The organism is Vibrio sp. 10N.247.310.98, from assembly GCF_041467395.1.
Taxonomy (GTDB): Bacteria; Pseudomonadota; Gammaproteobacteria; order Enterobacterales; family Vibrionaceae; genus Vibrio; species Vibrio crassostreae_C.
The window spans coordinates 1-7,695 of the sequence record NZ_JBFSUL010000074.1 but is presented as its reverse complement, the minus strand read 5'-3'; the positions used below and the strand labels follow the sequence as shown (position 1 = coordinate 7,695).

The following is a 7,695-nucleotide window of genomic DNA, read 5'->3' as shown; positions in this document are numbered from 1 at the left end:
TAAAAATATACAGGATTCACATGTACCAACTCAGCTTTTCTATGCCCGAGTTTCTTGAAAACTACTGGCATAAAAAACCAACCATCTTAAAGGGTGGCTTCCAAAACTTCGTCGACCCAATTTCGCCGGAAGAACTTGCTGGTTTATCGATGGAAGAAGAAGTGGATTCTCGCTTTGTCTCTAACCTCGACAATCAGTGGACTGCCGAACACGGCCCATTCTCTGAAGAAAAGTTTGGCGAATTAACCGAAACTCATTGGCAACTGATCGTTCAAGCAGCGAACCACTGGCACCAAGGCGCAAATCAGCTGACTGAGGCGTTCCAAGCGTTACCAAACTGGTTATTCGACGATCTCATGATCTGCTACTCAGCACCTGAAGGCGGCGTAGGCCCACATATTGATCAATACGATGTCTTCATCATTCAAGGTCAAGGCAAACGTCAATGGAAGGTTGGCGCTAAAGATGTTGGCCAATACAAAGAGACTGTTCAAGCGTCTGCACTTCGTCAAATTGAAGGTTTTGACCCAATCATTGATGAAACTTTAGAGCCGGGCGATATCCTTTATATCCCACCAGGTTTCCCACATGAAGGGAACACGTTAGAGCCGTCAATGAGCTACTCTATTGGCTACCGCTCGCCTAAAGAACAAGAACTGATCAGCAACTTTGCCGATTTTGTGCTTGCTCATGATATGGGTGACGTACACCTGCACGAGCCAGAATTCAAAATGCAAGAAGGCTACGGAAAAATTCGTTCATCGGATTTAAGCAATCTCACAGACATGTTGAAATCTGCACTAGAGCAACCTGAAACCATCAGTGAATTCATGGGTTGTCTGCTAAGCCAATCACGCCACCAGCTTGATATCGTTGCTCCAGAGCCACTATGGACTCAAGAAGAGATCGCTCAACACTTAGAGTCTGAAGGTGAGATTCACCGAGTATCAGGCTTAAAGGCGCTCTACCACGAAAATGAAAGCAACACTGCTTACATCAATGGCGAAGTGGTTAAGGTTGATGAAGCGGATTCTTCGTTACTCAACATACTTTGCGATGAGACCATGATTACCTCGGCTACTGCCCTATCTCCTTCGGGCATAACTGTCGTGACTGAATTGGTCAACAAAGGCTACTGGTTTATCGAAGAGTAAGCAGCGTCAACCGCTGGTTATTGCATAGCCTCTAAATAAACAATTAAAAAAGGGACAAATGAAATCTTCATTTGTCCCTTTTTCTATTCAAGAACTGGTTAAGGCTTAATGCTTATACCTTGAACTGATTGACCAACTTCTGTTGTTGTTGAGACAGTTGGTCAATTTCATTGCCGACTTGCTCAGAAGCCGCGGCTTGCTCCAAGATCTTCGCACTCAAATCGCGAATATTAACCACGCTTTGATTTACTTCACCGGAAACCGATTGTTGCTCTTCGGCTGCTCGAACGATCTGACTGTTCATATCACTGATCGCCTCAATAGAAGTAAAGATCGACCCCAGATCTTCAACTGCTTTCTGAACGTGTAGTGCTGTATCGTTAGCTAGGATATTGCCTTCTTGTATTGCTTCAACGACATCTTGAGTTCCAGCATGAACCTTGTCGATCACCGCTCTGATCTCACCAACCGATGACTGGGTGCGACTTGCGAGGTTTCTTACCTCATCCGCAACAACAGCAAAACCTCGACCTTGTTCGCCAGCACGAGCCGCTTCAATCGCCGCGTTCAATGCCAGTAAGTTAGTTTGCTCAGAGATCCCTTCAATCACACTTAAGATCTCGGTGATGTTTCCGTTATTTTTTGCCAATTCTTCAACAATAGGAACAGCACTCGACATACGCTCCACCAGCTTTCTCATTTCACCTGCTGAAAGTTCGATGACTTGTTGCCCTTGTTGAGCAGAACGATTCGCTTCGCACGCTGCATCAACGGCCACTTCTGCATTTTGTACCACTAAGCCCGCAGTTTGAGTCATCTCTTCGGCCGCTGTCGCGACTAGATCCACTTCTTTAAATTGAGACTCGCTGCTTTCACGAGTACTTGATGCTGATGCTTTCGCTTGGCTGGTAGTATTTGCCACTTGTTCTGTGGTGTGAATGACTTCTTTGATTGTGTGTTGCAGCTTATCTAGGAACAGGTTAAATCCTTTTGACAACTGACCGATTTCATCTTGAGACTTCACTTCCAAGCGCTGCGTCAAATCACCTTCACCTGAAGCGATGTCATTCAACCTTTCCACAACCTGACGAATCGGCTTCACAATAGACAACGAGGCAAACGCGATAATGGCTAAGCCAAAGATAATAAACACTGTACCGGCGATCACTTCTGTTTTGATGCCTTCACTTAGCTTAGTGCTAATGATGGAATCCAATTTATTTGCGTCAGCGACGACACTGTCTCTTGGGATCTCAAACAACACCCCCCAAGTTTGGTTAGCTGCAACAACAGGTGCAAAGGCAAGTAACCACTCACCGTTCTCGCTCCATTGCGTTGTCACTTCACCACCAAAGATAAAGTCGGTCATTAAATCACTGTTTGTATTGCCACTTTGGAAAGTTGAACCGACTGCAATGCTTGAATCATCAGAAGCGATGACCGAACCATCTAGACTAACCACGTAAGCTTTACCCGCACCGTTAAACAAGCTCTGGTCAGATTGAGTAATCACACTGGTTAAACCATCAAGTCTTAGATCAATACCAAGAAAACCAATAGCAACGTCGTCAACCAAAATAGGGACTGAAATAGAGGACGTAAGTAGTGCTACACCACCGCTGTTCACGACTCTCGGCGTACTAATACACGTTTGCCCTGAAGACAAAGGACAGTAAAAACGTTCGCTATTGCTGTCATCATTCAAGATAGATTCTGAAAGAACGTTCGCTAGAACATTTTCACCGTTATCTGCCACCTTCCAGTAAGGAGCAAAACGACCTTTTTCGTTAGAACCAACATAATCAGCATCGACATAATTCGCATCTTCACTATCGAGCAAGTCAGGCTTGAAAACTAGATACGCTCCTTGAATAGAGTCGAAGTTTAAAACCGAGCGACGAACCATTTCATCCAAGGCGGTACGAAGCTCTTCACTTGGTGTAAAGTTTTCGTCTGCATTGTTTTTTAGAAACTGAGCACTGGCCGCAAGCATCTCTGCGCGGTAAATAGCTTCGTCTACATAACGTTGAGTTTCTTGAGCGTTTAGCTGAGAAACAGACGCCAGCAACTGCTGAGTTTTATTGATAACTGATTCTGAACTTTGAGATTTGATGACTTGTTGATTGCTCGTCGCGTTGTAGATCGAGAAACCAATAAGAGACAGTGACGTAATGATTAAACAACAACCTGCTAAGAGGGTTATTTTCCACTGTACCGATAGAGAGCGCATTTAATATCCTTATTTAAGCCAAAAGACTTCCATAACCATAACTATCACATCGACAACGAATTGCTGTACACAATGTAAATGAGTTAGACGAATAGCTTAGCGGATAATTACAGCACAAATTGCTTACATATAAAACGAAAGTTTATACAAATGTTAATAGAGCGTGTTTTCTTCCTTTTTTCTGTGATTTAAAATGATGTACTCATATAATCATTAGCTGTGTTGCTTAGGTTTTAGCGCTTTGGACATAGCCAAAACATCGATATTTAGAGGAAGCCCACTCCACCCTCTCCCTCTTTAAAATGTAGCGATTTCGGATTAGTTTTTATAATCCAAGTTATAGATTTTTATCTTGCTCAACTTCACACTTTTTGATTGCTAAGCCCGCAATCAAGCTCTAATATCTCGCGCCTAGATTCCCTGATCACTTTATTCATTTGGCTCTCCTTTAATGGAGCGCTAAGGCTTTTTACGTCTTAATTTTTGGAGAGATACGCAAATGTCCGCCTCGTTTCCATTAGCGAAACTTACCTTTTTAATCGCTATTCTGACTGCCGTAGGTCAAATGACTCAAACGATGTACGTGCCTTCTATCGGTCATATGGCAGGTGAGTTCTTAGTTTCGGCATCTTCACTGCAAGCGGTGATGGCGTGTTACTTGATCCCTTATGGTCTGTCGCAATTTGTTTACGGCCCACTTTCTGATCGCCTCGGTCGTAAACCGATCATCGTGATTGGTTTGATCATCTACATCATCGGTACTTTGGTAGCATTGTTCGCTCACGAATATGAATGGTTCTTAGCGGGCAGCTTTATCCAAGGTTTGGGTATCGGTTGTGGTGGTGCGATGTCTCGAACATTGACTCGCGACTGTTTTGAAGGCGCAGAACTGCACCGTGCAAACAGCTTGATTAGCATGTGTGTGATTTTCTCACCATTGATGGCACCTGTATTAGGTGGTTACCTAACCGAAGCTTTCGGCTGGCGTTCTAGCTACTTATTCCTTGCGCTGTTTGGTATTGCTGTTGTGATCACTATGATGACGAGCATGATGGAAACACTGCCGAAAGAACGACGCAAACATGAATCGGTTGCCAACAGCTACAAATTTGTTCTGTCTGACAAGCGTTTCCAAGGTTTCTTATTAGTATTAGTCGCAACCTTTGCTGGTGTAGCCGTATTTGAAGCAGCGGCAGGTGTGTTGCTTGGTGGCGTACTTGGCTTACCGGCAACCACAGTAAGCTTGCTGTTTGTCTTGCCTATTCCAGGTTACTTAGTCGGTGCAGGCTTATCTAGTTACATCGCACAACGTCGCTCTGAGCGCCGTGCATTGAATGTTGGTCTGGTTGCGATATTGGTAGGCTCAACAGTGGTATTGATACCGGGTCTGTTTGGTCAAACAACAGCATTAACTTTGATTGGCGGTGCCACAATTTACTTCTTGGGCGCTGGCATATTATTCCCAGCAGCAACAACAGGGGCACTTTCGCCATTCCCGTACCACGCTGGTACTGGAGGTGCGATTTTAGGTGGTATGCAAAACCTAGGTGCTGGCATCGCAACACTATTGGCATCGTTCTTCCCAGCTCAAGACCAACTGCCACTCGGTTGCTTGATGATTGCAATGTCATTCATCGCTATGCTTGGTTTACGTTGGGTTAATCGTAAACCTGACCACTCAAATGAAATGCCATTGGCTATTTAACGTAAAGCTCGAATCCTGCCCAAACAAAGGAAAGGGACGTACTGAAAAGTGTGTCCCTTTTTGTTGCACATTTATTCCTTCCACTCTCACGTATCAGTAATTTCATTTAACATTGCTTTGATTTTTTGAAAACAATAACAGACACTTACGATGAAGGTGCATATCCAGAATCCAATTATAAATAATATCACTGGAAGAACACCAACGTACCTGAACTCTCACAACAAAGGATGCTGGCATTAAAACGAGTAAGGTACACACTAAGGATATACAGATGCGTATCGCTTTAACCACATTAGCCGTATCAATAGCGCTTGTCGCCGGATGCAGCAATCAAGGAATCTCAACCATGAACCACTACTCTCAATCACAGCTCGTCGCTCAGCAAACCCAAGCACCCGTTGCTAAGAAAGTCCCTCACGCAATGACGATTCATGGTGACTCCCGAATCGATGATTACTACTGGATGCGCGATGATGCACGCCAAGATCCAGAGATATTGCAACAACTTGAGCAAGAGAATCAGTACGCAGATACGGTGTTGAAACATACAGAAGCAGCACAAAAACAATTATTTGAAGAGATTAAAGGCCGAATCGCGAAAGACGACAATTCGGTACCGGTTCGCAAAGGCAGTTACTACTACTCGAATAAGGTGACAGGCGACAACGAATACCCAGTTCACCTGCGTGAAAAAAACTTTTTAGGCACAGACAAGCAAGTCATCTTAGATGTAAACGAGCTAGCAAAAGAGCATGAATTCTTCAGTATTGGTGGCTTAACGATCAGCCCAGACGAAAACTTGTTGGCCTATGGCGAAGATACGCTAAGCCGCCGCATTTACACCATCAAGATCAAAGACCTCACAACAGGTGAATACCTAAAAGATGAAATTGAAGGCGCTTCAAGTGCTATCGCGTGGCAAAACGACAACCAAGCCTTCTACTACATCAAAAAAAATCCACAAACATTGCTGGGTTATCAAGTTTACCGCCACGTGTTAGGCACAGCTCAGGCAAGCGATCAGTTAATCTACGAAGAAGCCGATAGCGCTTACTACACCTCTTTGAGTAAAAGCAAAGATGGAGAACAGGTCTACATTTGGCATTCGAGCACAGAAACCAGCGGTGTCTCAGTCATCGATGCCAACAACCCAAAGGCTACAGCTGAGGCTTTCTACCCAAAAGAGACCGGCATAGAGTACAGCATCGCTAAGCTAGGTGATTGGTATTACATCTACACCAACTACCAAGCGGTCAACTTCCGTTTAATGAAAGTCACAACCGAAGAGATGCATGATCGCTCAAAATGGGTCGATGTCATCCCAGCAGACGATAATACTCAGCTTGTAGATTTCGAGTTGTTTGATGACCATCTTGTCTACGAGCAACGCGCGGATGGCTTGTCTACAGTGAAAGTTCGCCAACTCTCAACAGGCCACGAGTTTCCACTTGAATTTAACGACACCGCATTTGCCGCTTACCTAACGAGTAACTATGAATTAGATAACGCAAAAGTTCGTATCTATTACAGCAGCTTAACCACGCCAGGTACTTACTATGATTTCGACCTAAGTACAGGTGAATCCGAGCTCATGAAGCAAACACCCGTATTAGGTGATTTCGAAGCGGATAACTACCAATCAGAGCGAATCATGATTACGGCTCGCGATGGTAAGCAAGTTCCTGTCTCTTTGGTTTATCGTAAAGACTTATTTAAGAAAGACGGCACTAACCCAATCTACCAATACGGCTATGGGTCTTACGGCTCTACGATTGAACCTACCTTCAGCTCAACTCGCCTAAGCCTACTGGATAGAGGTTTTGTTTATGCCATCGCACATGTCCGCGGTTCAGAAATGCTTGGTCGCCCTTGGTATGAAGATGGCAAAAAACTGACCAAACAAAACACGTTCAACGACTTTATTGATGTAACCAAAGAGCTTGTTGAAGAAGGCTACGGCGCGAAAGATAAAGTGTTCGCCGTTGGGGGGTCTGCTGGCGGTCTATTGATGGGAGCAATCATCAACCAAGCACCAGAACTGTACCGTGGTATTGGTGCACATGTTCCGTTTGTAGACATTGTGACAACCATGCTCGATGAATCGATCCCTCTAACCACCAATGAATATGACGAATGGGGTAACCCGAACGATAAAGCCTACTACGATTACATGCTGGGGTACTCACCGTACGACAACATTAAGGTACAAAACTACCCGAACATGTTGGTAACGACAGGCCTGCATGACTCACAGGTGCAGTACTTTGAGCCAATGAAATGGGTTGCGAAGCTGCGTGAAATGAAAACAGACAACAACGTATTGCTGTTCAAAACCGATATGGAAGCCGGTCACGGTGGCGCTTCTGGCCGATTTAAACGATTAAAAGAAGACGCACTTGAATACGCGTTCTTTTTGGATTTACTTAAGACTCAATCATAGACAGAACCTTAAGCACTAAGCTCAGCGTAAATTCCGTCTAACGTAATGTTTTCTTTAGACTTCCTCTGCGCGGACTTTTGAGCGTTCCTTGATATATAACTGGTAGCTCATTCGATTTTATTGCTGATTTCTGACCATGCGCCGTGACTGATACATTCAAATA

At 44.4% G+C, this 7,695-nt stretch carries 4 protein-coding genes and 1 pseudogene; 3 read left to right on the top strand and 2 right to left on the bottom strand.

Translation table 11 applies throughout. The annotated features are described in order from the left end of the window. Positions 1-20 precede the first annotated feature (20 nt). The gene (locus tag AB6E78_RS20635; protein ID WP_372073688.1) at positions 21-1,154 is read left to right on the top strand and encodes a JmjC domain-containing protein; all 1,134 of its coding nucleotides are present in this window, start codon (positions 21-23) and stop codon (positions 1,152-1,154) included. Positions 1,155-1,266: 112 nt separating this feature from the next. Here AB6E78_RS20635 and AB6E78_RS20630 read toward each other — a convergent pair whose 3' ends face one another. Next, a complete protein-coding gene (locus AB6E78_RS20630; protein ID WP_017070026.1) occupies positions 1,267-3,384 on the bottom strand; it encodes a methyl-accepting chemotaxis protein in 2,118 nt (705 codons plus the stop codon). A gap of 499 nt (positions 3,385-3,883) precedes the next feature. Here AB6E78_RS20630 and emrD point away from each other — a divergent pair, with 499 nt between their 5' ends. Both emrD and AB6E78_RS20620 read left to right on the top strand, forming a co-directional pair. Continuing rightward, positions 3,884-5,089 (top strand): multidrug efflux MFS transporter EmrD, encoded by a 1,206-nt coding sequence (emrD, locus tag AB6E78_RS20625; RefSeq protein ID WP_017072247.1) that lies wholly within the window; start codon positions 3,884-3,886, stop codon positions 5,087-5,089. Positions 5,090-5,438: 349 nt separating this feature from the next. Then, complete coding sequence (locus tag AB6E78_RS20620; protein ID WP_372134138.1) at positions 5,439-7,532, top strand: S9 family peptidase; 2,094 nt, start codon at positions 5,439-5,441, stop codon at positions 7,530-7,532. An 8-nt stretch (positions 7,533-7,540) separates the two neighbouring features. Here AB6E78_RS20620 and AB6E78_RS20615 read toward each other — a convergent pair. After that, positions 7,541-7,695: pseudogene (locus tag AB6E78_RS20615) on the bottom strand (IS4 family transposase); the annotation flags it as partial.

Bases quoted from the DNA above. Each gene is read 5' to 3' on its own strand.
- AB6E78_RS20635 (WP_372073688.1), top strand. From the start codon at position 21: ATGTACCAACTCAGCTTTTCTATGCCCGAGTTTCTTGAAAACTACTGG.
- AB6E78_RS20620 (WP_372134138.1), top strand. From the start codon at position 5,439: ATGAACCACTACTCTCAATCACAGCTCGTCGCTCAGCAAACCCAAGCA.
- emrD (WP_017072247.1), top strand. From the start codon at position 3,884: ATGTCCGCCTCGTTTCCATTAGCGAAACTTACCTTTTTAATCGCTATT.
- AB6E78_RS20630 (WP_017070026.1), bottom strand. From the start codon at position 3,384: ATGCGCTCTCTATCGGTACAGTGGAAAATAACCCTCTTAGCAGGTTGT.